Source organism: Priestia endophytica (assembly GCF_026790145.1).
Taxonomy (GTDB): Bacteria; Bacillota; Bacilli; order Bacillales; family Bacillaceae_H; genus Bacillus_I; species Bacillus_I endophytica_A.
The window spans coordinates 193,545-216,976 of the sequence record NZ_JALAMS010000020.1 but is presented as its reverse complement, the minus strand read 5'-3'; the positions used below and the strand labels follow the sequence as shown (position 1 = coordinate 216,976).

Below are 23,432 nucleotides of genomic sequence, written 5' to 3'. Positions count from 1 at the left end.
AATGATGTTATACTGTGAATATCTTAAAAGAAGTTACTTAGGTATAGGAGGAATTTTTAATGGCAATTACACATGCAACAGATCAAAACTTTACTGCTGAAACAAATGAAGGGGTAGTACTTGTTGACTTTTGGGCACCATGGTGCGGACCTTGTAAAATGATTGCTCCAGTTCTTGAAGAACTTGATTCAGATATGGGCGACAAAGTAAAAATCGTAAAGCTTGACGTAGATGAAAACCAAGAAACAGCAGGAAAATTTGGTGTAATGAGTATCCCAACTTTACTTGTTATGAAAGACGGAGAACAAGTTGACAAAATCGTTGGTTTCCAACCAAAAGAAGCACTTGCTGAAGCATTAAACAAACATCTATAAGCTTTAAAAAGGGCGCCTGCTTTTTGCAGGTGCTTTTCTTATGACAAAAAGAAAAAGGGGGGACGTTATGAACGCAATCATAAAAGAAAAGCTAGCGATTCTTCCAGATCAGCCTGGCTGTTACTTGATGAAGGATAAGGACGATACTGTTATTTATGTTGGAAAAGCAAAAGTATTAAAAAATAGAGTACGCTCATACTTTACCGGAAGTCATGATGGAAAAACGCTTCGTCTTGTGAACGCTATTGTTGATTTTGAATATATCGTCACGTCTTCCAACATTGAAGCGCTTATTTTAGAAATGAACTTAATTAAGAAGTACGATCCAAAATATAATGTTATGCTAAAAGATGATAAAGGCTATCCATTTATTAAAATTAGCAATGAGCGCCATCCACGTTTATTTATCACAAGAAAAGTAAAAAAAGATGGAGGCAAATATTTTGGACCTTATCCAAACGTTCAAGCAGCAAATGAGACAAAGAGGCTTTTAGATCGTTTATATCCACTCCGGAAATGTTCTACTATTCCAGACCGAGTTTGTCTTTATCATCATATTGGCCAATGTTTGGCTCCCTGTGTTTATGAAGTGACAAAGGAGCAAAATAAGGAGCTTGTAGACGAGATTACAAAGTTTTTGAACGGCGGATTCAAGCATGTTAAAGAAGAACTGACTGAAAAGATGATGAACGCATCAGAAAATCTAGAGTTTGAACGTGCACAGGAATATCGAGATCAAATTTCCCATATTGAAGCAACAATGGAAAAGCAAAAAATGATGTTTAACGACTTTGTCAATCGAGATGTTTTCGGCTATTCCTATGATAAGGGATGGATGTGTGTCCAAGTTTTCTTTATTCGCCAAGGAAAACTAATTGAACGTGATGTTTCCATGTTTCCTTTTTACGGTGACCCTGAAGAAGATTTTCTCACTTTTTTAGGACAGTTTTATCAGCAGTCTAACCATGTAAAACCAAAGGAAGTGCTTCTTCCTGAGCATGTTGATTGTGAAATAGTGGAGCGTCTTTTAGAAATCAAAGCACACTGTCCTCAAAAAGGAAAAAAGAAAGATTTACTGAACCTAGCCAATAAGAACGCTAAGATTGCTTTGAAAGAAAAATTTTGGCTTATTGAACGTGATGAAGAACGGACAATTAAAGCAATTGAAAATCTTGGTGAGAAACTAAATATTGCTATGCCAAATAGAATCGAAGCATTTGATAACTCAAACATTCAAGGAACAGATCCTGTATCAGCAATGGTCGTATTTGTCGATGGAAAACCGTATAAGAAAGAATATCGAAAATATAAAATTCGAACTGTTGAAGGTCCAAATGACTATGATTCCATGCGTGAAGTTGTGCGACGAAGATATAGTCGTGTATTAAAAGACAATCTTCCGCTTCCAGATTTAATTGTGATTGATGGAGGGAAAGGACAAATTGCGGCTGCAGAGGACGTACTTGAAAATGAACTTGGATTGTTTGTTCCTGTTGCAGGTCTTGTAAAAGATAATAAGCACCGAACATCAAACATTATGATAGGAAAGCCTTTAGAAGTAGTGCCTCTTGAAAGGAACAGCCAAGAGTTTTATTTACTGCAGCGCATTCAAGATGAGGTGCACCGCTTTGCGATTACTTTTCATCGACAAGTTCGCTCAAAATCTTCTTTTCAATCTGTTCTTGACGATATTAAAGGGGTTGGCGCAAAGCGAAAGAAAATGCTGCTTACTCACTTTGGATCTTTAAAGAAATTAAAAGAAGCTAGCATAGAAGAAATCCAAGGAGCAGGGATACCAAAAGATACAGCAACTGCGATTTATAGCGCTCTTCGCGAAGAAAACGAAAAAAGTGATTGAAAACTTTTTAAATATTTGATAAGCTAAAAAAGATTTTAAAAACTGTATAATCACTTCAATATTACTGAGGTGAAGATAGAGGTGCGGATTTTAAGAGTATATAGCAGGAGGAAAATGAGTTCCGTTGATTGTTATAGAAAGGAAAATCTGCCGAAGTGGAAGCTAGCTCATCATAGCTTTTGCTGGTTTTGCATTGAATAAATGTAAGACTGTCAAGATCACAATCTTGGAGGGCTATCTCACACATTGCGCAAATATAGATATTTTGAAAAAGCAATGAGAGATTCTCTCATTGCTTTTTTTTATTGCGTTCGCCCTACTTACGAGTAAACCATTTGTGTGAAAAAACGAACTGAGGAGAGGTTTTAGAAAAATGGGCTTAGTTGTTCAAAAATTTGGAGGAACTTCCGTAGGATCTAGCGAGAGAATTCAAAATGTAGCAAATCGAGTTATTGAGGAGAAAGCAGCAGGTAATGACGTTGTTGTTGTTGTATCTGCAATGGGAAAAACAACGGATGAGCTTGTTTCATTATCGAAAGAGCTCAATGAAAACCCAAGTAAGCGGGAAATGGATATGCTTTTAACAACAGGAGAACAGATTACCATTTCTCTTCTTTCTATGGCTCTTCAAGCGAAAGGTTATGATGCTGTTTCTTTAACAGGTTGGCAAGCTGGAATGAAGACAGAAGAGGTACATGGAAATGCTCGAATTACCAATATTGAAACCGTTCGAATCAAACAATATCTCAAAGAAAATAAAATTGTCGTTGTTGCGGGATTCCAAGGGATTACAGAGAACAATGAGATTACAACATTAGGTAGAGGTGGCTCTGATACAACTGCGGTGGCACTTGCTGCAGCTCTTGAAGCAGAAAAATGTGATATTTACACAGATGTAACAGGAGTCTATACGACAGATCCTCGTTATGTTAAAGGGGCGAGAAAACTTAACTCGATTTCTTATGATGAAATGTTAGAACTTGCCAATCTAGGAGCAGGGGTTCTTCATCCAAGAGCTGTTGAGTTTGCTAAAAATTATGAAGTAAAGCTTGAAGTTCGGTCAAGTTTAGAAAAAGAACATGGAACAATTATTAAGGAGGAAGCAGAGATGGAAGATAATTTATTAGTAAGAGGAATTGCATTTGAGGACAATATTTCCCGAGTTACGGTTATTGGCATGGAGGACGACATTTATACCCTTCCTTCTATCTTCTCGCTCCTTGCTAAACATCATATTAATGTAGACATTATTGTTCAAAGCGTTACGTCTGCTAAGTCAGCAGTATCATTTTCCGTAAAAACAGAGGAACTTCAACGTACATTAAGTGTTTTAGAAGCTCAAAAAAGATATCTGCAATATGAAGAAGTTGAGCATGAAAATGGACTTTCAAAAGTCTCTATTGTTGGTTCTGGAATGGTTTCAAATCCTGGGGTAGCTGCGAAAATGTTTGAGGTACTTCAAGATAGTAAAGTTCAAGTGAAAATGGTTAGCACGTCTGAGATTAAAGTTTCAACAGTCATTGTGCAAAAAGATATGGTAAAAGCTGTCGAAGCTCTTCATGAAACATTTGAGTTAACAAATGAACGTGTAGGTAAATAAAAAAGGAGGACTCGTTTAGCGAGTTCTCCTTTTCTATACTAGAATATCTCTTCTGTCATAAACGATGGAAAGAACGACCTTATTACGATGTTTTTTCCATTGTTCAGCTTCTGCTGTATATCCTTTTTGAGCTTGAATTTGTTCAGCTAGAAATCCAGCCTCAAGTTGGAAAGAGCATGTTTCTTTATTATGTAAACGGCGTTCAACGCTAGGTCCGCTAAGTTCAAATTCGAGTGAGCTTCTTTGTTCTTTTTTTAGAGTAAGAGTGCCCCATCCTGCACGAATAAAAAAAGTTTGAAGATCTGCTAGGGACGGCTGTGGATAAACACGTGCAATATTCTTACCAGCCCAATAGGAAATATTATCTGTTTCCTTTCCTAAAATATCTGGTAAAACAATATCTCGCAGCAGTTCATAACCAAATAAAGGAATGGTTTCTTCATGTGTAACAGCAGATGGCCTTTCCTCTTCTTTTTCCACTTCTTCTAAACTATCTAACTCTTGTTTTTCTCGTTGCTCCATACCGATACCTCACTTTCTTTTCCATTATAAATGATTTTTTACGATTTATATAGTTTGTGTAAGAAAAAAGTAGCTTTTCCCGGTTTTAGAAGTGAAAATCACCTACAACAATTCTTGACGCTTACATTATGGGGGAGTACAATAAATTTGTCACATTTGTTTCACAATTTATAATTTGTTGAAAAATGCAAGGGGTTTCATTTTTCAACAAATTAGACTACAACAAAAGGATGGGGAGCTTGGGTCTATTGGACTACACATGTTTTCTATTTCACAAGGGGGGTTTAGATATTGGAAGCAACAAAAGAATTTTATTATCGTAGGTTACACTCATTACTGGGTGTAATACCGATCGGGATTTTCCTTATCCAGCATCTTGTTGTTAACCACTTTGCAACAAGAAGCCCAGAGGCATTTAACACTGCCGCACACTTCATGGAAAAACTACCGTTTCGCTATTTATTGGAGATCTTTGTGATTTTCTTACCAATTATCTTTCATGCTGTTTATGGGTTATACATTGCCTTTACAGCCAAGAACAATGCGAACAGATATGGATTCTTTAGAAACTGGATGTTTGTTCTTCAACGTGTTACAGGTGTTATTACACTTATCTTTATTACATGGCACGTATGGGAAACACGTATTCAAGCTATGAGAGGTACCGAAGTTAACTATGATATGATGGCAAACATCCTATCAAGCCCGGTTTCACTTGCTTTTTATCTTATTGGTGTTATTTCTACTATTTTTCATTTTGCTAACGGCTTATGGTCATTTAGCGTTAGCTGGGGTTTAACAGTAACTCCTCGTTCTCAAAGAATTGCAACATATGTGACGATTGGCGTATTTTTTGCTCTTACAATTGTAGGTGTCCGCGCCATCCTAGCGTTCACTTAATTTATTCATATCTCAAAGGAGTGAGTTACGATGAGTAACGGAAAAATTATTGTTGTCGGCGGTGGACTCGCTGGTTTAATGGCAACAATTAAAATTGCGGAATCTGGTAAGAAAGTAGACTTGTTTTCTATCGTTCCAGTGAAGCGTTCTCATTCAGTTTGTGCGCAAGGTGGAATAAACGGAGCCGTAAATACAAAAGGTGAGGGAGATTCGCCATGGGAGCACTTTGACGATACAGTTTATGGTGGAGACTTTTTAGCAAATCAGCCTCCCGTTAAAGCAATGTGTGAAGCAGCACCTGGAATTATTCATTTATTAGACCGTATGGGAGTTATGTTTAACCGTACACCAGAAGGATTGCTTGATTTCCGCCGCTTTGGAGGTACACAGCATCATAGAACAGCTTTTGCTGGCGCAACAACAGGACAGCAACTTTTATATGCACTTGATGAGCAAGTTCGTCGTTATGAAGTAGCAGGTCTTGTAACTAAATATGAAGGATTTGAATTCCTAGGGGCCGTTATTGATGATGAAGGAACCTGTAGAGGGATTACCGCTCAGAATTTGCAATCAATGGAGATTGGTTCATACAAAGCAGATGCGGTAATTATGGCAACGGGTGGACCTGGAATAGTATTTGGTAAATCAACAAACTCCATGATCAATACAGGATCAGCAGCTTCAATTGTTTATCAACAAGGAGTACATTATGCAAACGGTGAGTTTATTCAAATTCATCCAACCGCGATTCCAGGAGATGATAAACTTCGTCTTATGAGTGAATCAGCGCGTGGTGAAGGTGGTCGTGTTTGGACATATAAAGACGGAAAGCCTTGGTACTTCCTTGAGGAGAAATATCCGGCATATGGAAACCTAGTTCCGCGTGATATCGCAACTCGTGAGATTTTTGATGTTTGTGTTAACCAAAAACTGGGTGTTAATGGAGAGAACATGGTATATCTTGATCTTTCTCATAAAGATGCGAAAGAACTAGATATTAAGCTTGGTGGAATTATTGAGATTTATGAAAAATTCATGGGTGATGATCCACGTAAAGTACCAATGAAGATCTTCCCTGCCGTTCACTACTCAATGGGTGGCCTTTGGGTGGATTATGATCAAATGACAAATATTCCTGGTCTTTTTGCAGCTGGTGAATGTGATTATTCTCAGCACGGTGGAAACCGCTTAGGTGCAAACTCTCTACTTTCAGCTATTTACGGTGGTATGGTTGCAGGACCAAACGCAGTAAAATACATTGAAGGTCTTAACAAATGGACAGATTCTATAGAATCTTCACTTTATGATAAACATGTAAAAGAACAAGAACAAAAATGGCAAAACATTCTTTCTCTAGATGGAAAAGAAAATGCTTATGTTCTTCATAAAGAACTTGGAGAATGGATGACTGATAACGTAACAGTTGTACGTTATAACGATAAATTGTTGAAAACAGATGATAAAATTCAAGAGCTTCTTGAACGCTATCAGAATATTAATATTAATGATACAGCAAAATGGAGTAACCAAGGAGCGGCATTTACGCGTCAGCTAGCAAATATGCTTCAACTTGCTCGTGTTATTACACTTGGTGCTTATAACCGTAATGAAAGTCGCGGAGCACATTATAAACCAGACTTCCCAGAACGTAATGATGAAGAATTCCTAAAAACAACGATGGCAACTTTTGTAGATCGTGAGTCAGCACCTAACTTTTCTTATGAAGATGTAGATGTGTCATTAATCAAGCCGCGTAAGCGTGATTATTCACAAAAGAAAGATAGTGGATCAGCATCCTCTAAAAAAAAAGAGGGGGTTAGTGGGAAATGACTGAGACAAAAACAAAAACCATTAAGTTGATTATTACACGCCAAGATTCACCGGAAACAGCTCCATATGACGAGGAATTTGAGATTGAGTATCGTCCAAATATGAACGTTATTTCAGCTCTAATGGAAATTCGTCGAAATCCAGTAAATTCAAAAGGTGAGCATACAACACCAATTAACTGGGATATGAACTGTTTAGAAGAGGTTTGTGGAGCATGCTCAATGGTTATTAACGGACGCCCTCGTCAATCTTGTACAGCGTTAGTTGATAAGCTTGAACAACCGATTCGACTCAAGCCAATGAAAACTTTCCCTGTTGTGAGGGATCTACAAGTCGACCGTAGTCGCATGTTTGATTCGTTGAAAAAAGTAAAAGCATGGGTACCAATTGATGGAACTTACGATTTAGGGCCGGGACCACGTATGCCAGAGAAGAAACGTCAATGGGCATACGAACTCTCAAAATGTATGACTTGTGGAGTATGCTTAGAAGCTTGTCCAAATGTAAACAGTAAATCAAATTTCATTGGACCTGCTCCATTATCGCAAGTTCGCTTATTCAATGCACATCCGACTGGAGCAATGAATAAACATGAACGACTTGATGCTCTAATGGAAGATGGAGGACTTTCAAATTGCGGTAACTCACAAAACTGCGTAAAGTCTTGTCCAAAAGGTATTCCATTAACAACATCAATTGCTGCTTTAAACAGAGACACTACTCTTCGCTCTTTCCGAAAGTTTTTTGGAAGCGATGCAGAATAAAAAGAAACCTCTCCATACTGGAGAGGTTTCTTTTCATCAAAGGAGGAAGATGAATGAAGAAGCCGAGTTATATTAACAATATAGAGACTTGGAAGCACGATTTTACCTTTAATAGAGAGATTCGAGTTCGCTTTTGTGAGACAGATATGTTTGGTCACATGAATAATACCGTTCCTTTCCTCTATTTTGAAGAAGCCCGAACAACTTTTTTTCAACATATTGGTTTTATGGAAATATGGAAGAAGCCTGATAGTGAAACAATGCCAGTTGTTGCTGATTTACAGTGTGATTTTGTTCAGCAAGTCTTCTTTGGAGAAGGGCTTAGAGTAAAAACGAAAATTGAGCATACTGGACGTTCATCTGTTGATTTACACTATGTCGGGATAAATGAAAAAGAGGAAATTTGCTTCACAGGACGAGGTGCTCTTGTACAGGTCTCCAAAAGAACAGGTAAATCTGTTCCATGGACAGAGGAGCAACTTGAGAAATTAAAACCTTATCAATCGAAAAAAAGTGAATAAAATATAGCATAACTTGCGAATTCTAGGAACCGCTTTATCCTTTTTTACATAGTATATCGTGACTAACTTACACCCATCCGATAGTTCGACTCTGGATCAGGCAAGGAGGGTTACATTGAAGGATAAAGAATTTCCACCTAAACCGTTACTTACAAAGAGAGAACGAGAGGTTTTTGAACTTCTAGTACAGGACAAAACAACGAAAGAGATCGCAAGTGAGCTGTTTATTAGTGAAAAGACGGTTCGCAATCATATTTCTAACGCAATGCAAAAGCTGGGCGTTAAAGGGCGTTCTCAAGCTGTCGTTGAACTTCTTCGCATGGGAGAACTCGAGTTATAACATGTGGCCGACTATCAGTAAAAGATAGTCGGTTTTGTTTTCTAGCGAAATGAAAGATTATCACAGTCAAAAAAGGGAAGTAGAAAAAGAAAGAAATATAGGGGGAGAAAGAAATGTACAATAAAATTCTTGCAGCCGTAGATGGCTCAAAACAGGCTAAAGAAGCGCTTGGGAAAGCGTTTTCTATTGCTTCTTGTTATCGTACACCACTGCAAATTCTTCATGTGAAAGAAGGGGATGATAAAACTAAAACATATTGGTATAAACGCTCTAATTTAAACAAGCTAGAAGACAGGCAAGAATTTCTTCGTGAAATTGATACTATGGCTGCAAAGTATAACATTACTCATAAGGTTCATTTTAGAGTTGGAAATCCTGCTGAAGAAATTATTCGTCATGCAAATGAGAACAATATTGAACTTATTGTGGTAGGAAGTAGAGGATTTAATAGATTTCAAAAAGTAGTGCTTGGTAGCGTTAGTTCTAGAATAATAGAAAAAGCCTCCTGTTCCGTTCTCCTTGTGAAATAAGAGAAGGGATGAGGCTTCTCCTATTCTTCAACTGAATTCTTTATTGAAAAATGAGCCAACTTCCTCTATCATTGTAGTTAATTAGAAAACTCATACAAGAAAAAATTTTTACATAAATCAAAAAAAGTAGCAGATAGAGAACTATCCTAGCATACTGCACATAAGGGGAGTCATCATCACAGCTAAGTTTGTTTGGGGTGAGATAGTGATTCCACTATGTATGTTTTGCTAGGGAGAGTTCTTCTTTCATTTTAAAGACAATTTCATATTGTAAACAGGAAGGTACATAGCTTTAAAGCCTATGTTGAAAAGGGAAGCCAGTGAAAATCTGGCACGGTGCCCGCCACTGTAAAAGGGAGTTCTATTACAACGTGTCACTGAATTTTTTTGGGAAGACGTAGTAGAACGATTACCTTGAGTCAGGAGACCTGCCTTAGCTGTTTGCTTCATTTGAAACCTACGGGACATAGGAAGAAGTGCTAATCCATTGTGCAAACTCGTGTACAGGTATGCATTTTACATCTCTTTCTCGTAGAGGTGTTTTTTTTATGCGTTTTTTGAGAAAACGATTTTAACGAGGGAGTTGGTATGGATGACAACGTGGAATTTAAATGAAACAAAGCACCATGTCTTAATTTGTAATGGTGGAACGTGTATGAAAAAGGGCGGAGAAGAAGTAACGGTTGCTATTCGAGATGAAATTGAAAAACTTGGGGCAGATGCTCAAATTCATACAACAAGAACGCGATGTAATGGACGATGTAAAGATGGATGTGTAGCAATTGTATACCCTGAAGGAGTTTGGTATAAAGAAATGACACCAGAGCTTGGAAGAGAGATGGTAAGAGAGCATCTCTTAGATGGGAATAAGCTTGAAAACTCTATCATCTACACATATGAGGAAGGATTTAAAGCTCCTGAAAATTTCTCATCACCAAAAGGAATTTCAAAAGAGAAAGTGAAATAACTGTTTTCGAAAGAATTGCATCATTCGAAAAACTTGTGGTAGGAGGAAAAAATATGAGTGGTAAATTGCTTATCGTCGGATTTGGGCCAGGGAATTTTGAACATATTACAGAGCGAGCGAAAGAGGCACTTCAAGAAAGTGACATGATTATTGGCTATAAAACATATGTGGAACTTATCCAAGGGTTGTTGTCAAATCAACAGGTTATTAGTACTGGAATGACTGAGGAAGTGACAAGAGCCCAAGAAGCAGTGAAGCAAGCTGAGCAAGGGAAAAAAGTAGCTGTGATCTCGAGTGGAGATGCGGGAGTATATGGAATGGCTGGCCTTGTGTATGAAGTGCTTGTTGAAAAAGGTTGGTCAAGAAAAGACGGAGTGGAAATTGAAATTATTCCTGGTATCTCTGCGATTAACTCTTGTGCTTCATTATTAGGAGCCCCTGTTATGCATGATGCGTGCACAATAAGCCTAAGCGACCATTTAACACCATGGACACTTATTGAAAAAAGAATTGAAGCTGCGGCATCTGCTGATTTTGTTATTGCTCTTTATAACCCAAAAAGCGGAAGAAGAACCCGTCAAATTGCGGAAGCACAGCGTATCCTGCTTCAATATAGATCACCAGATACTCCTGTTGGCCTTGTGAAAAGCGCATATCGAGATCGTCAGAATATTGTAATTACCAATTTAAAAGAGATGCTTGAACATGAAATTGGAATGCTAACAACTGTTATTATTGGAAACTCTTCAACATTTCTCTATGATGATTTGATGATTACCCCACGTGGCTATCAACGTAAATATACGCTAAATGAAACAAAACAGCCGCTAAAACCTCATCAACGTTTGAAAAAAGAGGCAGAGCCATGGGCACTTTCCCAAGAAGAAGCAGCACCAGCAGTGGAAGAGAAGGCAGCAGAAAAAGTTGAGAAAGTTAAAGAAGTAGAGAAAATTTCTTCAAGAGAAATTGCGGAGAAAGCTCTTAGTCTTGTGACAGGAAAAGAAGAGCAAACAACATTTGAAAAAGTAACGGCTAAGATGGAATCCATCTTCGAACTTGCTGTAAGCCCAGGGCTTGTAAGTAAAAAGTTTACACCAGTTCAGCTCACCACAATTGCTGAAGTTGCAGGCGAAAAAGGGTCAATTGAATATACACCAGATCATCAAATTCGTCTTGAAGTACCGACTGCTGAACCAGAAAAAATAACAAAGAGACTTAGCGAAGTAGGTCTACTCCTTGCTCCTGTTGGAGACGTTTTAACAATGAAGGCGTGTGACTTCTGCGATGGGGAGAAAAAAGATTCCATTCCATATGCAGAAGAACTTCAAGAAAGACTTGGCGGAGTGAATATGCCAAAAGTTACAAAAATCGGGTTCAACGGCTGTGGTATGGCTTGCTACAGAGCTGTACAAGATGACATAGGAATTGTATATCGAAAAGGAAAGTTTGATTTGTTTCTTGGGGCGAAGACAGTAGGCCGATCAGCACATTCTGGACAGCCTGTTGCAGAAGGAATTTCTCCTGAAAAGATTGTTGATGTTGTTGAAGGAATTGTTGATGAGTATAGAGAAAAGGGTCATCCGAATGAGTCGTTCTTTAAATTCTTTAAACGTGTAAAAGAAGTCGGTGGTTTTATTTACCAAGATGTAACACCCAAAATTAAAATTGAGCCAGCTCCTTGTGGAGACTAGGAAAATAGAGGAGGAAAACAAATGGAAGCTGTATTATTTATTGGACACGGAAGTCGTGACTTTGAAGGGAATGAAGAAGTACGTCAATTTGTAGAGAAAATGAGGACTCTTTTGCCAGAGACGTTGTTAGTAGAAACAAGCTTCTTGGAATTTGAGCGTCCAACAATTGCAGATGGAATTGATACCTGTATAGAAAAAGGGGCACATCATGTTATTTTAATTCCAATCATGCTTCTTCCTGCTGGCCATTCTAAAATTCACATTCCAGGAGCGATTGATGAAGCGAAAGAAAAGTATCCAAACACGAAATTTACATATGGCAGACCAATTGGTATTCATGAAGAAACGTTTGAAATTTTAAATACAAGATTAAAAGAGTCTGGGGAAAATTTAGAAAGTCCTGGAGAAGAAACAGCGGTTATCTTACTTGGGCGCGGTGGAAGCGATGCTGACGCGAACAGCGAGCTTTATAAAATTACGCGTCTTCTTTGGGAGAAAACAAACTATAAACTTGTTGAAACATCCTTTATGGGTGTAACAGATCCTTTGATTGAACAAGGAGTAGAACGCTGTATTAAGCTTGGAGCAAAGAAAATTGTTGTGCTTCCATACTTCCTTTTTACAGGAATTTTAATTAAACGTCTTGAAAAACTTGTTGAAGGATTTAAAGAAAAATATCCAGAAGTTGAATTTAAGCTCGCTCAATATTTTGGCCTTCATCCAAAGCTTCAAACGATTTTGAAAGATAGAGTTGAGGAAGCGCTTGAAGGTGAAGTGAAAATGAATTGTGATACCTGTCTTTACAGAATTGAAGCAATGGAGCATATTGATCACCACCACCATCATGATCACGACCATGACCATGGGCATCATCACCATGAGGATGACGAAAAAGCTGGTGTTTTAAAATGATTTTATTTATTGCTGGAACAAGTGATGCAAGAGAGCTTGCTATCCGGATTAGTGAGGAAGGCTATCCTCTTTTGGCAACGGTTGTAACAGAAAATGCCGCGATTGAATTAGAGCGAGCGCACTTATCTGTTCAAGTAGGTAGATTAGATGCAGCCGAGATTACAAAACTAATAGAAGAAAAAGGGATGAGCGCTATTGTCGATGGGAGCCATCCTTTTGCAGAAGAAGCATCTAAAAACGCAATGAGAGCAGCTGAGGAGGCTCAAATTCCATACTTCCGCTATGAACGTGAGTCTCAAACATTTCAATATGACAAGCTAACGTTTGTTAATGATTATGAGGAGGCGGCTGAAGAAGCAGCAAAAAGAAAAGGCGTTGTAATGCTTACAACAGGCAGCAAGACCCTTGCTACCTTTACAAAAAAGCTACTGCCAATTGAAGACATTCGTTTGATTGCGCGAATGCTGCCTCGAAAAGATAATATGGAAAAGTGTGAAGAGCTTGGCCTCCCTCAAAAGAACATTGTTGCCATTCAAGGTCCTTTTACAAAAGAATTTGATCAAGCATTATATAAGCAGTATGGCGTTACACTTATGGTGACAAAAGAGAGTGGGAAGGTAGGGTCTGTAGATGAAAAGCTTAGTGCCGCAAGAGAGCTTGGAATCGAAACTATTATGATTCGAAGACCACGTATTGAGTACAAAGAAGTATATAGTGATTTTCCGAGTATTCTAGAAGCGTTAAAGAAAACGGTTCAACTACAAAAACATTAAAGGAGCGTTAATTATGGACTTTCGTACAGATTTTAAACCAATTACAGTACAGCCTCAAATGATTGAAGGAAGAAGTTTTGAAATGATTACAGAGGAGTTAGGGGAGCATCATTTCACAGAAGAACAATACCCAATTGTTCAACGTATTATTCACGCTTCAGCAGATTTCGAGCTTGGAAGAAGCGTTCTTTTCCATCCAGATGCAGTTAGATCAGGTGTTGCAGCCATCAGAAGCGGTAAACAAGTTGTAGCAGACGTGCAGATGGTCCAAGTGGGAACAAACAAGCCTCGCCTCCAGAAGTTTGGAAGTGATGTGCACGTTTATATTTCTGATGAAGATGTTATGGAAGAAGCAAAACGATTAGATACAACGCGTGCTATCATTTCAATGCGCAAAGCTATTCAACATGCTGAAGGCGGTATATTTGCTATCGGAAATGCTCCAACAGCTTTACTTGAACTTATTCGTCTTATTAAAGAAGGAGAAGCAAAGCCAGGGCTCGTTATTGGAATGCCTGTAGGATTTGTGTCTGCAGCAGAGTCCAAAGAGGAGCTTGCAAAACTTGATATTCCGTTCATTACAAACATTGGACGAAAGGGCGGAAGTACAGTTACTGTTGCTGCATTAAACGCGATTTCAATTTTAGCAGATCAGGTGTAATTGTGATGAAAGCTAAAAAAGAAGATAAACCACTTCGAGAAGGGTATACAACAGGTTCTTGTGCAACAGCTGCAACAAAAGCGGCCCTTCTTTCTCTTATCACAGGTGAAGTGCAAAAGGAGGCAACCATCAAGCTTCCAATGGGGCGAATTGTGACCTTTTCAATGGAACAATGTGAAGTCAAAGAAAATATGGGATTCGCTGAAATTATTAAAGATGCAGGAGATGACCCGGATGCAACGCACGGCGCTCGTATTCAATCAACAGTAACATGGAAAGATACACCAGGCATTGAACTTGACGGCGGGGTTGGGGTTGGACGAGTCACAAAACCAGGATTGCCTGTCCCAGTTGGTGAAGCGGCTATTAATCCTGTTCCACGTAAAATGCTTTATAGCGTAGCGGAGGAAGTTTTAAAAGAGCATGGTTCAAATAGAGGAATTAAAATCATCATTTCAGTTCCTGATGGAGAAGAGATGGCCAAAAAAACGCTTAACGGTCGTCTAGGTATCCTTGGGGGTATTTCTATTCTAGGAACAAGAGGAATTGTTGTTCCTTTTTCAACAGCTGCTTATAAAGCAAGTATTGTACAGGCTATTAGCGTTGCTAAAACAAGTGGATGTGATCATCTTGTTATTACAACAGGTGGACGCAGTGAGAAATATGGGATGAAAGAATATCCGGATCTTCCTGAAGAAGCATTTGTGGAGATGGGAGACTTTGTCGGATTCACTCTCAAACAGTGCAAACGCCAAGGAATTAAGCATGTTTCAATGGTTGGAATGATGGGCAAGTTCTCAAAAGTTGCCCAAGGTGTGATGATGGTACATTCCAAAAGTGCTCCTGTTGATTTTAACTTTTTAGCTGATATTGCAGAGCGCGTTGGGGGAGACGAAGAGCTCTTAGAAAGTATCCGTAATGCAAACACGGCTTCTCAAGTTGGTGATCTTATGGTGGAAAGAAATTTGCCTCATTTCTTTGATAGTTTATGTGAAAATTGCTGTCGTTCGGGTTTAAGAGAAGTGGGCGGCGGAATGAAGATTGAAACTTCTCTTTATACGTTCAAAGGAGCGTTTCTTGGAAAGGCGGTTTATGATGAAAGGTAATATAAAGCTTATTGGCATTGGAGATGAAGGGAGAGCAAGTTTGCTCCCCCTTTATGAAACATTTATTAAACAAAGTGCTGTATTAGTTGGAGGGGAAAGACAGCTTAAGTTCTTCCCTGATTATAGCGGTGAAAAAGTTGTGATAAAAGGTGGACTTAAAAACTTAGTTGATATGCTGCAAAGTGAGGAACGAGAAGTTGTTGTGCTTGCTTCAGGAGATCCCCTTTTCTATGGAATTGGTGGCTATCTTTCCAAAAAGATAGACGTAAACATTTATCCATACTTAAGTTCCGTGCAGCTTGCTTTCTCAAGAATGGGAGAAAAATGGCAAAGTGCAAAACTTCTAAGTGTTCATGGGAGAGATATGCTAGGGCTTGCACAAAAGATTGATGGTGAAGACCTTGTAGCTCTTTTAACAGATGAAAAAAATTCTCCTTCTGAAATTGCAAAATATTTGCTCTCTTTTAATATGACAGAGTATGAAATGTTTGTCGGCGAGCACCTTGGTGGAGAAGAAGAAAGATGTAGAACTTTAACGCTCGAAGAAGCAACTGATACCGAGTTTGCATCTTTAAACGTTGTGATTTTAAAAAGAATGAAAAAAGGACCATCTTGGTCATTTGGAATTCATGACGAAGAGTTTATTCAGCGTAAACCTGAAAAAGGTTTAATTACAAAAAAAGAGATTCGTACGCTAAGTCTAGGTGCTCTTGGTCTAAAAAAAGATAGCATTGTTTGGGATATTGGAACATGTACAGGCTCAGTAGCAATTGAAGCTGCTCGTATTGCTAAAGACGGGAAAGTATTCGCTATTGAAAAAAACGAAGGCGATTACCAAAACTGTTTGGAAAATATGAAAAAGTTTCGTACAGATTTCACAGTTATCCACGATAAGGCTCCGAACGGCTTAGAGACATTTGATAATCCTGATGCTGTTTTTATTGGTGGAACAGCAGGGGGAATGAAAAATATTTTAAAACAGTGTTGTGAACGCCTGAACGAAGGCGGTCAGATTGTGCTAAATGCTGTAACAATTGAAAATTTAGGAGAAGCTGTATCCACTTTTAAAGAAAATGGCTACTCCGTAGACATTACACTTGCTCAAGTTTCAAGAAGTAAGCCAATTTTAAACTTAACTCGTTTTGATGCTCTAAACCCCATCTATATTATTAGCGCTCGTCGTGAAGAAGGAGAAAAATGATGATAGGAACATTATACGGTCTTGGTGTAGGACCAGGAGATCCAGAACTTATTACAGTAAAAGCATTCAGAAAGCTAAAAGAAACAGATGTTATTGCTTATCCGAAGAAAAGAAAAGGAAGTAAAAGCTATGCACATCGCATTGTTGAAGCATATTTCAATCCAAGTGAAAAAGAAATGCTTGGGCTTGTATTTCCAATGACAAAAGATAAAGAGATTCTTCAAAAGAAATGGAGCGAAACAACGGAAACGGTATTTGCTGAGCTTCAGCAAGGAAAAGACGTTGCTTTTGTAACAGAAGGTGATCCTCTTTTATATAGTACATTTATTCATATGATGAAACTGATGAAAGAACGCCACCCAGAAGTCCAAATTGAAACAGTACCAGGTATCTCTTCTATTAATGGTGCGGCTTCACGTCTTGGTCTGCCGCTTGCAGATGGTGATGAACATGTAGCAATTGTTCCTGCTCGAGAAGACTATGAAGAAATGAAAAAAGTGCTTCTTGAAAACGACTGTATTGTATTTATTAAAGTCGCAAAAGTAATTGATTTTATGATTCCGTTATTAAAAGAACTGAATTTATTACATAAAGCATCTGTTGTAACGAAAGTAACGTCAGAGGAAGAAATCGTATGGAATATTGAAGAATTAGAAGGCGTAGAACTTGAATACTTAACATTAATGGTGGTGCGAAAATGAAGCTATTTATTATCGGAGCAGGACCAGGAGATCCGGATTTAATTACAGTAAAAGGTTTAAAACTACTTCAGGAAGCAGATGTTGTACTTTATGCTGATTCGCTTGTAAATGAAGAGCTTGTAAATAAGGCAAAAGAAGGCGCAGAAGTATTGAAAACAGCTGGCATGCATCTAGAAGAAATGGTTGACCTTATGGTAGATCGACTAAGTGAAGGAAAGAAAGTTGTGCGTGTTCATACAGGAGATCCTGCTGTCTATGGAGCAATTATGGAACAAGTTGCACTATTAAAAGAGCGTGACGTTGAAGTTGAAATCATTCCAGGAGTTAGCTCTGTATTTGCCTCAGCAGCAGCTGTTGGAGCTGAGCTTACCATCCCAGATTTAACTCAGACGGTTATCCTTACAAGAGCAGAAGGAAGAACCCCAGTTCCAGAGTTTGAGAAACTAAAAGATTTAGCAAAGCATCAGTGTACAATTGCGTTATTTTTAAGTGCGACATTAACAAAGAAAGTGATTAAAGAGCTGCTTAGCGCTGGATGGAGTGAAGATACTCCTGTTGCTGTAGTATACAAAGCAACATGGCCAGACCAAAAGATCGTACGCACAACGCTTGTTAATCTTGATGAAGACATGAAGAAAAATGGCATTCGTAAGCAAGCTATGATTCTAGCTGGCTGGGCTTTAGATGAACATATTCATAAAAAAGATTATCGTTCAAAGCTTTATGATAAGACATTTACACATGGATTTAGAAAGGGGCTTCCATCATGATTGCATTGCAAGAAGGTGAAGTACCAGCTGTCACTCAACAAGGAGATTATGCTGTTGTTGCTATCACAAAGCACGGAGTTGAGCTTGCTCGAAAGCTCGGCTCCTCTTTTCAAAATTCTGACGTGTACTATATGAGCAAGTTTGAAAAAGGGGATGAAGAAGATAAGGGCATTCAGCTTTTCTCAGGAAGCGTTCGCTTGTTACTTCCAGCTCTTTTTCAACAATATAAAGGGATTATTATTATTATCTCACTTGGTGCGGTTGTTCGCATGATTGCGCCTCTTTTAAAAGATAAAAAAACCGACCCAGGTGTTGTTGTTGTAGATGATAAAGGAGAAAACGTCATCAGCGTTCTTTCTGGTCATATCGGAGGAGCAAATGAGTTAACAAGAGAGATTGCAGCTCTTTTAAAAGCTCATCCTGTTATTACAACTGCATCTGACGTACAAAAAACAATTCCTGTTGACTTATTTGGGAAACGTTTTGGCTGGGTGTGGGATTCAGCTGAGAAGTTAACGCCTGTTAGCGCTTCTGTTGTAAATGAAGAAAAAGTAGCTGTAATTCAAGAGAGTGGAGAAAAAGGATGGTGGCATTACGATACACCAATTCCTGGAAATATTAACTCCTACTCTTCAATTGAGGAAGCGGAAAAAGACGGTTTTCAAGCTGCGCTTGTTGTAACACATCGCTTATTAAAAGAAGAGGAAAAACACGTATTAGATAATGGTGTTCTTTATAGACCTAAAAATATTGTGCTTGGCATGGGCTGCAACAGAGGCACTTCTGCTTCTGAAATTGAGAGCGTCATGTTAGAAACGCTTGAAGAACTACAATTTTCAGTAAAAAGTGTCAAAGCTATTAGCACAATTGATCTAAAAAAAGATGAAGAAGGATTACTTCAAGTAGCTAAAAAATATGGATTAGAGTTTTCATACTACACACCAGAAAAATTAAATGAAGTGGAAATTAAGAATCCTTCTGAAACAGTTTTTAAATATACAGGTGCATATGGAGTAAGTGAGCCTGCAGCTCTTTTAAAAAGCGGAGCATCTGAGCTGTATCTTGAAAAGAAAAAAAGTGGGAACGTTACGATATCTGTTGCCGTTATCCCATATAACTAAGAGGGGGAAACAACATGGTGCAACGCCGACTTGTTGTGGCAGGTACAGGAAGCGGAGTTGGGAAAACGACGCTTACAATCGGTCTTATGGCAGCATTTAAAAAGAAAGGATACACTGTACAAGGTTTCAAGTGTGGTCCTGATTATATTGATCCAACGTACCATACAGCAGTAACAGGGAGAGTATCGCGAAATATTGATAGTTGGATGCTTCCCCATGACACAGTGAAAGAAATTGTAAAACGCAATAGCAAGGATGCTGATATTTCAATTATTGAAGGAGTAATGGGCTTTTATGATGGAAAAAGTCCCCTTGATAATAGAGGAACAACGGCTGAGATTAGTGTTTTAACAGATAGCCCTGTTTTACTTGTTGTCAACTGTGCAAGTATGGCAAGAAGTGCTGCAGCTATTGTGAAAGGTTTTCAAATGATGTGGGAAGAACCAAACATTGTCAGTGTTATTGCTAACAATGTTGGAAGTGAAGGACACTATAAGTTAGTAAAAAAAGCAATTGAGCAAGAGTGTAAAATTCCAGTAGTTGGATATGTAAAGCGAAACGAAAGCTTATCTATTCCAGAGCGACACCTAGGACTTGTGCCGTCTATTGAAAGAGGGGAGCTTCATTCTTATTTTAATGAACTTGGAGACTTAATTTCTGAAACAGTTGATTTAGAAGCATTATATACATTAGCGGAAACAGAAGTTCTAGATGTAGAAAATCCTAAACTAGTAGCAAAAGATCCTGTGGTGAAAATTGCAGTTGCAAGAGATAAAGCTTTTAATTTTTATTATGAAGAAAACGTGGAACTGTTAAAAGCAAATGGAGCAGAAATCGTAGAATTCTCACCGTTAAATGGAGAGAGCGTTCCAAGCGATGTTCAAGGGCTTTATATTGGCGGAGGCTTTCCAGAAGAGTTTGCAAACGAGCTTTCTTCACAAGAGCAGGTAAAAGAGTCCTTCAAAGACGCAATAAACTCAGGAATGCCAACGCTTGCTGAGTGTGGAGGGTTTATGTTTCTAGCAGATTCAATCGAAACAACGAACGGAGAAATACATAAGATGGTTGGTGTTGTTCCTGGGCGTGTCAAAATGCAAAAGAAACGAGCAGCACTTGGTTATCGGGAGATTAGGGGAAGTGAAGGGAATTATCTATTAGATGGGGGTCTTGAAGCAAAAGGACACGAGTTTCATTACTCAACATTTGAAGGTGATGAAGAATTTACTCCAGCTTATGAGACAAAAGGAATGAGAGGTATTAAAAAAGAGGGATATATGAAAGGAAATCTTCTTGCCGGATACACTCATTTTCATTTTGGGTCATGCCCTCAGATGGTTAAAAAATGGATTGCAAAATGCGAGGGGTACAAAGGATGAACAAGAAAGCTCTTTCAATTATGTTTCAAGGAACTCATTCAGATGCAGGCAAAAGCGCAATTGCAACTGCTTTTTGTCGAATCTTTTTCCAAGACGGATATAAAACAGCTCCCTTTAAGTCTCAAAATATGGCCCTGAATTCTTATATAACAGTAGATGGCAAGGAAATTGGTAGAGCTCAAGGCGTACAAGCAGAAGCAGCAGGAGTTACTGCAACAACCGATATGAATCCTATTTTAATCAAACCAACGAGAGATTCTGAATCGCAAATTGTTGTACATGGAAAGCCGTATAAAAATATGAAAGCAATGGCATATAGACAAGAGTTTTTCGAGACAGGCCTTGGATTAATTAAAGAGTCATTTAAAAGTTTAAAAGGAACCTATGAAAGAATTGTGATTGAAGGAGCTGGAAGTCCGGCTGAAGTTAATTTAAATGATCGAGAGCTTGTGAACATGCGAGTTGCAGCCATTGCAGAATCTCCTGTTGTGCTTATCGGCGATATCGAAAAGGGAGGAGTATTTGCAAGTCTTGTTGGAACACTCCAACTTTTAAGTGAGAAAGACCGTGAACGGGTTATTGGTGTTGTAATTAACAAGTTCAGAGGTGATGTATCACTGCTTACTCCTGGTCTTGAATGGTTTGAAGAATATACAAGAACCCCTGTTTTAGGCGTTATTCCATATATGCCCAACCTAAATATTGATGCGGAAGATTCTGTTGTTCTATCTCGTTATTCTCAGGTGAAAAACCTTGAAAAAGTAATTGATATTGCTGTTATTCAATATCCAAGAATCTCAAATTTTACAGACGTAGATCCTTTTTTTGTTGAGGAAGACTGCCACGTTCGGTTTGTAACAAAACTTGAACAGCTGCAGAATCCAGATCTTATTATCTTGCCAGGCAGTAAAAATACGGTTGAGGACTATCTATTTCTAGAAGAAACAGGTCTTTCGGGACGCTTAAAAGAGCTCTTTGCAAGAAATGAAACAGTTATTGTTGGGATTTGTGGAGGATACCAAATGCTTGGCGAGAAAATCTTTGATCCTTTTCATATTGAATCACCTCATGAGGAAGTTACATCACTTGATTTTATTCCTCTTCATACAACAATTAGAGAAGAAAAGAAAACGATTCTTTCAGAAGGAATGCTAAATTTTCAACATGAAAAGATGCCTGTAAAAGGATATGAGATTCATATGGGCACATCAATGTTTACAAAAGAAGTGGATTGTCTTATTCAATTAGAAAATGGGGAAGATGGCTGTTATTTTGAGGAAGAAAAAGTCATTGGAACGTATTTTCACGGTATTTTTCATAACGATTCTTTTAGAACAGCTTTATTAAACAGTATACGAGCACAAAAAGGGCATCCTCCTCTTTTAGAGCGACCATCGTTTAATAAAATGAGAGAAGAAGCCTTTGACTTACTTGCTGATCATGTGCGAAAACACGTGAACATGGAATATATTCAGTCTAAAATGGTCGAATTTTCTCAAAAAGAAACGAATTCAGAGAAGTTTTCGGTATAATTTGATGTAACCGCAAATATAAGGAGGAAAAACTATGAGTGCTGGTACTGTTTACCTTGTTGGAGCAGGACCTGGAGATCCGAAGCTTATTACAATTCATGGATTAGAGTGCATCCAAAAAGCTGATGTCATTTTATATGATCGTTTAGTTAGTGAAGAGCTTCTAAAACATGCAAAAGAAGGAGCAGAGCTCATCTTCTGTGGTAAGCTCCCAGGGAAACATGGGAAAATTCAAGATGATATTCATCGAACTCTAGTTGAGAAGGCAGAGCAAGGAAAGACTGTCACACGTTTAAAAGGCGGCGATCCTTTTATTTTTGGGCGTGGGGGAGAAGAAGCAGAAGTACTTGCTAAAAGAGATATCCCTTTTGAAATTATTCCTGGTATTACCTCAGGTATTGCAGCTCCTGCTTATGCAGGAATTCCGGTCACATACAAAGATAAAGCAACGTCGTTTGCTATTGTTACAGGTCATGGACGAGAAGAAAAAGGGCAGGATACTCTAAATTGGGAGGCGCTCGCAAAAGGGATAGATACGATTGCCTTTTACATGGGAGTAGGTAACTTACCACACATCGTTTACAAGCTTACGGAACATGGACGGAGTAAAGAGACTCCTGTTGCTATTATTCATAAAGGAACAACACAAGAGCAGCGCACTGTTGTTGGTACCTTAGCAACAATAGAAGAAATGGCTAAGGTTGAGAATGTGAAGCATCCTTCTATGATTATTGTGGGAGAGGTTGTAGACATTCGTGAAAAAATTCAATGGTTTAACGAAAAAGGAGAGAAAACAACTTATGACAACACTATTTGATAACTTACAAAAAAGACGTGCACTCCGCGATCACGATGGTCGTCCTGTTGAAGATGAAAAGCTTGAAAAGATTTTAGAAGCTGCAACATGGGCTCCTAATGACCGTATGCGTGAGCCATGGACATTTTATGTTATTAAAGGGGAAGCGAAAAAGAGATATGAAGAGCTTGCATATACATATTTAGAAGAGCGTTTTCCAACAAAACCTCATCTTGTTGAAAGTTCAATGAAGAGTGTTAAAAACACACCTGTTCATATTGTTGTAACAGCAGACGTTGTTGAAGGAGATGAAGAAGCAACTGGTGACAACGTATATGGAGTATGCTGCGCAATTAATTCAATGTGGTTAGCAGCGGAAGAGCTTGGTTTAGGTTTTGTATGGAGAACAAGAGGTGTAGGCCTTATTCGCGACGAACGTCTTTACGAATTTATTGGAGCACCTGAAGGAAAACAAATTGTAGGCAACCTTTTTATCGGCTATCCAACAGAAGAATCGCTTGGTAAGCTGAAAGATAAAAAGCGAACAGACTATTCTGAGAAAACCGTTTGGTTGTAAGGAGGAGTT

At 38.5% G+C, this 23,432-nt stretch carries 24 protein-coding genes and 2 riboswitches; of the genes, 23 read left to right on the top strand and 1 reads right to left on the bottom strand.

The genetic code is table 11. The features are described from left to right. The first annotated feature begins 59 nt into the window (after positions 1-59). The 3 genes from trxA to MOC86_RS17405 all read left to right on the top strand — a co-directional run bounded on the left by trxA (position 60) and on the right by MOC86_RS17405 (position 3,832). Positions 60-374, top strand: coding sequence for a thioredoxin (trxA, locus tag MOC86_RS17415; protein ID WP_040056898.1), 315 nt, complete (start codon positions 60-62; stop codon positions 372-374). Between the two features lie 67 nt (positions 375-441). Further along, the gene (gene uvrC, locus MOC86_RS17410; protein ID WP_268585260.1) at positions 442-2,232 is read left to right on the top strand and encodes an excinuclease ABC subunit UvrC; all 1,791 of its coding nucleotides are present in this window, start codon (positions 442-444) and stop codon (positions 2,230-2,232) included. Between the two features lie 68 nt (positions 2,233-2,300). Then, positions 2,301-2,477, top strand: a riboswitch (Lysine riboswitch). A gap of 128 nt (positions 2,478-2,605) precedes the next feature. Then, the gene (locus MOC86_RS17405) at positions 2,606-3,832 is read left to right on the top strand and encodes an aspartate kinase (RefSeq protein WP_268585259.1); all 1,227 of its coding nucleotides are present in this window, start codon (positions 2,606-2,608) and stop codon (positions 3,830-3,832) included. 33 nt (positions 3,833-3,865) lie between these two features. Here the strand turns inward: MOC86_RS17405 and MOC86_RS17400 are convergent, their stop codons facing one another. Beyond that, positions 3,866-4,354, bottom strand: a complete 489-nt coding sequence (locus tag MOC86_RS17400) for a YslB family protein (protein ID WP_268585257.1) — start codon at positions 4,352-4,354, stop codon at positions 3,866-3,868. Between the two features lie 291 nt (positions 4,355-4,645). On the opposite strand from MOC86_RS17400, the gene MOC86_RS17395 reads away from it, so the two are divergent. From MOC86_RS17395 to MOC86_RS17300, 20 genes are all read left to right on the top strand, one after another. After that, the gene (locus MOC86_RS17395) at positions 4,646-5,254 is read left to right on the top strand and encodes a succinate dehydrogenase cytochrome b558 subunit (RefSeq protein WP_019391259.1); all 609 of its coding nucleotides are present in this window, start codon (positions 4,646-4,648) and stop codon (positions 5,252-5,254) included. Between the two features lie 30 nt (positions 5,255-5,284). Further along, positions 5,285-7,084, top strand: coding sequence for a succinate dehydrogenase flavoprotein subunit (gene sdhA / locus MOC86_RS17390; RefSeq protein ID WP_268585256.1), 1,800 nt, complete (start codon positions 5,285-5,287; stop codon positions 7,082-7,084). After that, positions 7,081-7,848, top strand: coding sequence for a succinate dehydrogenase iron-sulfur subunit (sdhB, locus tag MOC86_RS17385; protein ID WP_061802165.1), 768 nt, complete (start codon positions 7,081-7,083; stop codon positions 7,846-7,848). The genes sdhA and sdhB overlap by 4 nt, the downstream gene beginning before the upstream one ends. 53 nt (positions 7,849-7,901) lie before the next feature. Beyond that, positions 7,902-8,369: an acyl-CoA thioesterase gene (locus MOC86_RS17380; RefSeq protein ID WP_268585255.1), complete on the top strand. Its 468-nt coding sequence runs from the start codon at positions 7,902-7,904 to the stop codon at positions 8,367-8,369. A 115-nt stretch (positions 8,370-8,484) separates the two neighbouring features. Then, positions 8,485-8,709, top strand: a complete 225-nt coding sequence (gene gerE / locus MOC86_RS17375) for a spore germination transcription factor GerE (RefSeq protein WP_019391263.1) — start codon at positions 8,485-8,487, stop codon at positions 8,707-8,709. Positions 8,710-8,822: 113 nt separating this feature from the next. Further along, complete coding sequence (locus MOC86_RS17370) at positions 8,823-9,239, top strand: universal stress protein (RefSeq protein WP_268585254.1); 417 nt, start codon at positions 8,823-8,825, stop codon at positions 9,237-9,239. Between the two features lie 263 nt (positions 9,240-9,502). After that, positions 9,503-9,690, top strand: a riboswitch (cobalamin riboswitch). A gap of 141 nt (positions 9,691-9,831) precedes the next feature. Then, the gene (locus MOC86_RS17365; protein WP_268585252.1) at positions 9,832-10,206 is read left to right on the top strand and encodes a (2Fe-2S) ferredoxin domain-containing protein; all 375 of its coding nucleotides are present in this window, start codon (positions 9,832-9,834) and stop codon (positions 10,204-10,206) included. Between the two features lie 53 nt (positions 10,207-10,259). Further along, positions 10,260-11,897 carry a precorrin-3B C(17)-methyltransferase gene (cobJ, locus tag MOC86_RS17360; protein ID WP_268585250.1) on the top strand — a complete coding sequence of 546 codons (1,638 nt, stop codon included), beginning with the start codon at positions 10,260-10,262 and terminating at the stop codon, positions 11,895-11,897. Positions 11,898-11,918: 21 nt separating this feature from the next. Next, positions 11,919-12,809: a sirohydrochlorin chelatase gene (locus MOC86_RS17355; protein WP_268585249.1), complete on the top strand. Its 891-nt coding sequence runs from the start codon at positions 11,919-11,921 to the stop codon at positions 12,807-12,809. After that, positions 12,806-13,582: a precorrin-6A reductase gene (gene cobK / locus MOC86_RS17350; RefSeq protein WP_268585248.1), complete on the top strand. Its 777-nt coding sequence runs from the start codon at positions 12,806-12,808 to the stop codon at positions 13,580-13,582. The genes MOC86_RS17355 and cobK overlap by 4 nt, the downstream gene beginning before the upstream one ends. A 13-nt stretch (positions 13,583-13,595) precedes the next feature. After that, positions 13,596-14,243 (top strand): precorrin-8X methylmutase, encoded by a 648-nt coding sequence (locus MOC86_RS17345; RefSeq protein WP_061802158.1) that lies wholly within the window; start codon positions 13,596-13,598, stop codon positions 14,241-14,243. Between the two features lie 5 nt (positions 14,244-14,248). Then, on the top strand, positions 14,249-15,349 hold the full coding sequence (locus tag MOC86_RS17340; protein ID WP_268585247.1) for a cobalt-precorrin-5B (C(1))-methyltransferase: 1,101 nt from the start codon (positions 14,249-14,251) through the stop codon (positions 15,347-15,349). Continuing rightward, positions 15,339-16,550, top strand: coding sequence for a precorrin-6y C5,15-methyltransferase (decarboxylating) subunit CbiE (cbiE, locus tag MOC86_RS17335; protein ID WP_268585245.1), 1,212 nt, complete (start codon positions 15,339-15,341; stop codon positions 16,548-16,550). Before MOC86_RS17340 ends, cbiE begins: the two co-directional genes overlap by 11 nt. Beyond that, complete coding sequence (gene cobI, locus MOC86_RS17330) at positions 16,550-17,251, top strand: precorrin-2 C(20)-methyltransferase (RefSeq protein WP_243517326.1); 702 nt, start codon at positions 16,550-16,552, stop codon at positions 17,249-17,251. The genes cbiE and cobI overlap by 1 nt, the downstream gene beginning before the upstream one ends. Next, complete coding sequence (cobM, locus tag MOC86_RS17325; protein WP_124049745.1) at positions 17,248-18,021, top strand: precorrin-4 C(11)-methyltransferase; 774 nt, start codon at positions 17,248-17,250, stop codon at positions 18,019-18,021. Before cobI ends, cobM begins: the two co-directional genes overlap by 4 nt. After that, a complete protein-coding gene (locus tag MOC86_RS17320; protein WP_268585243.1) occupies positions 18,018-19,142 on the top strand; it encodes a cobalt-precorrin 5A hydrolase in 1,125 nt (374 codons plus the stop codon). Before cobM ends, MOC86_RS17320 begins: the two co-directional genes overlap by 4 nt. 14 nt (positions 19,143-19,156) lie before the next feature. Continuing rightward, on the top strand, positions 19,157-20,518 hold the full coding sequence (locus MOC86_RS17315) for a cobyrinate a,c-diamide synthase (protein WP_268585241.1): 1,362 nt from the start codon (positions 19,157-19,159) through the stop codon (positions 20,516-20,518). Continuing rightward, the gene (locus MOC86_RS17310) at positions 20,515-22,050 is read left to right on the top strand and encodes a cobyric acid synthase (protein WP_268585239.1); all 1,536 of its coding nucleotides are present in this window, start codon (positions 20,515-20,517) and stop codon (positions 22,048-22,050) included. The genes MOC86_RS17315 and MOC86_RS17310 overlap by 4 nt, the downstream gene beginning before the upstream one ends. Before the next feature lie 34 nt (positions 22,051-22,084). Further along, the gene (gene cobA / locus MOC86_RS17305) at positions 22,085-22,867 is read left to right on the top strand and encodes a uroporphyrinogen-III C-methyltransferase (protein ID WP_268585238.1); all 783 of its coding nucleotides are present in this window, start codon (positions 22,085-22,087) and stop codon (positions 22,865-22,867) included. Beyond that, positions 22,851-23,423: a nitroreductase family protein gene (locus tag MOC86_RS17300; protein WP_243517342.1), complete on the top strand. Its 573-nt coding sequence runs from the start codon at positions 22,851-22,853 to the stop codon at positions 23,421-23,423. The genes cobA and MOC86_RS17300 overlap by 17 nt, the downstream gene beginning before the upstream one ends. Positions 23,424-23,432: the final 9 nt, after the last annotated feature.

Excerpts from the sequence above, each read along its gene's own strand:
- trxA (WP_040056898.1), top strand. The coding sequence starts at position 60 with ATGGCAATTACACATGCAACAGATCAAAACTTTACTGCTGAAACAAAT.
- uvrC (WP_268585260.1), top strand. The coding sequence starts at position 442 with ATGAACGCAATCATAAAAGAAAAGCTAGCGATTCTTCCAGATCAGCCT.
- MOC86_RS17405 (WP_268585259.1), top strand. The coding sequence starts at position 2,606 with ATGGGCTTAGTTGTTCAAAAATTTGGAGGAACTTCCGTAGGATCTAGC.
- MOC86_RS17400 (WP_268585257.1), bottom strand. The coding sequence starts at position 4,354 with ATGGAGCAACGAGAAAAACAAGAGTTAGATAGTTTAGAAGAAGTGGAA.
- sdhA (WP_268585256.1), top strand. The coding sequence starts at position 5,285 with ATGAGTAACGGAAAAATTATTGTTGTCGGCGGTGGACTCGCTGGTTTA.
- sdhB (WP_061802165.1), top strand. The coding sequence starts at position 7,081 with ATGACTGAGACAAAAACAAAAACCATTAAGTTGATTATTACACGCCAA.
- MOC86_RS17380 (WP_268585255.1), top strand. The coding sequence starts at position 7,902 with ATGAAGAAGCCGAGTTATATTAACAATATAGAGACTTGGAAGCACGAT.
- MOC86_RS17370 (WP_268585254.1), top strand. The coding sequence starts at position 8,823 with ATGTACAATAAAATTCTTGCAGCCGTAGATGGCTCAAAACAGGCTAAA.
- MOC86_RS17365 (WP_268585252.1), top strand. The coding sequence starts at position 9,832 with ATGACAACGTGGAATTTAAATGAAACAAAGCACCATGTCTTAATTTGT.
- cobJ (WP_268585250.1), top strand. The coding sequence starts at position 10,260 with ATGAGTGGTAAATTGCTTATCGTCGGATTTGGGCCAGGGAATTTTGAA.
- MOC86_RS17355 (WP_268585249.1), top strand. The coding sequence starts at position 11,919 with ATGGAAGCTGTATTATTTATTGGACACGGAAGTCGTGACTTTGAAGGG.
- cobK (WP_268585248.1), top strand. The coding sequence starts at position 12,806 with ATGATTTTATTTATTGCTGGAACAAGTGATGCAAGAGAGCTTGCTATC.
- MOC86_RS17345 (WP_061802158.1), top strand. The coding sequence starts at position 13,596 with ATGGACTTTCGTACAGATTTTAAACCAATTACAGTACAGCCTCAAATG.
- MOC86_RS17340 (WP_268585247.1), top strand. The coding sequence starts at position 14,249 with ATGAAAGCTAAAAAAGAAGATAAACCACTTCGAGAAGGGTATACAACA.
- cbiE (WP_268585245.1), top strand. The coding sequence starts at position 15,339 with ATGAAAGGTAATATAAAGCTTATTGGCATTGGAGATGAAGGGAGAGCA.
- cobI (WP_243517326.1), top strand. The coding sequence starts at position 16,550 with ATGATAGGAACATTATACGGTCTTGGTGTAGGACCAGGAGATCCAGAA.
- cobM (WP_124049745.1), top strand. The coding sequence starts at position 17,248 with ATGAAGCTATTTATTATCGGAGCAGGACCAGGAGATCCGGATTTAATT.
- MOC86_RS17320 (WP_268585243.1), top strand. The coding sequence starts at position 18,018 with ATGATTGCATTGCAAGAAGGTGAAGTACCAGCTGTCACTCAACAAGGA.
- MOC86_RS17315 (WP_268585241.1), top strand. The coding sequence starts at position 19,157 with ATGGTGCAACGCCGACTTGTTGTGGCAGGTACAGGAAGCGGAGTTGGG.
- MOC86_RS17310 (WP_268585239.1), top strand. The coding sequence starts at position 20,515 with ATGAACAAGAAAGCTCTTTCAATTATGTTTCAAGGAACTCATTCAGAT.
- cobA (WP_268585238.1), top strand. The coding sequence starts at position 22,085 with ATGAGTGCTGGTACTGTTTACCTTGTTGGAGCAGGACCTGGAGATCCG.
- MOC86_RS17300 (WP_243517342.1), top strand. The coding sequence starts at position 22,851 with ATGACAACACTATTTGATAACTTACAAAAAAGACGTGCACTCCGCGAT.